Below are 880 nucleotides of genomic sequence, written 5' to 3' on the forward strand. Positions count from 1 at the left end.
ACTCTCCCTGAGTGCGAGCCTGGGGCAGCTGGCGCCCGGTATAGGGGTTGGTTTTGCCTTCCTGCCAGATCAGGTGAGTAGCGTTACCCAGCTGTTCAACGTATTGCTTGCGCCATACCCCCGGGCCAACCCATTCATTGACCAGATCCCGATCAATGATCTCCCCGTTCACCGTCAACACATTGTCCTTCACCTGCACAGTGTCACCGGGCAACCCCACCACACGCTTGATGAAGTTCTGCTGCCGGTTTTCCGGAAACTTGAACACCATGACATCGCCACGCTCGGGCTCGCTGGTTTCAATAATTTTGGTGTTGGTCACGGGCAAACGCAGGCCATAAGCAAACTTGTTGACCAGAATGAAGTCATTTATCTGCAGCGTCGGCAACATGGAGCCGGAGGGAATAGTGAACGGCTCGACAATAAACGAGCGGATCACCAGCACCACGAAGAATACCGAAATCAGCGAGTTGGACGTTTCCACCACACTGCCCACCGGGCCGCCTTTACTCTTCAGTTTCAGCACCTTGTCGATCAACCAGACAACGACAGTAATAGCCAGCGCCAGGGTCAACCAAAAACCGATATCAATATCCAACAGAAATCTCCTAAATAACGCTGGACGCCTGGCGCCTGACGCCGGATGACTGGAGGTTTTGCGTCCGGCCTTTGGCGTCTTGCATCCGGCGAGTATTCATTAATCATCCACCTTGAGCACGGCGAGGAAGGCCTCCTGGGGGATTTCTACATTCCCCACCTGTTTCATGCGCTTCTTGCCTTCTTTCTGCTTCTGCAGCAGCTTCTTTTTACGAGACACATCACCGCCATAACATTTCGCGGTCACGTTCTTGCGCAGGGCTTTCACGGTCTGGCGGGCAAT

The 880-nt window shown here is 54.0% G+C and carries 1 protein-coding gene and 1 pseudogene; both read right to left on the minus strand.

What is annotated here, in order from left to right; translation table 11 throughout:
• The coding region (lepB, locus tag A3730_RS25435; protein ID WP_063539250.1) for a signal peptidase I at window positions 1-598 on the minus strand (598 nt) is incomplete at its 3' end.
• A 99-nt stretch (window positions 599-697) separates the two neighbouring features.
• Window positions 698-880: pseudogene (locus A3730_RS25440) on the minus strand (elongation factor 4); the annotation flags it as partial.

This window comes from Alcanivorax sp. HI0044 (genome assembly GCF_001634945.1).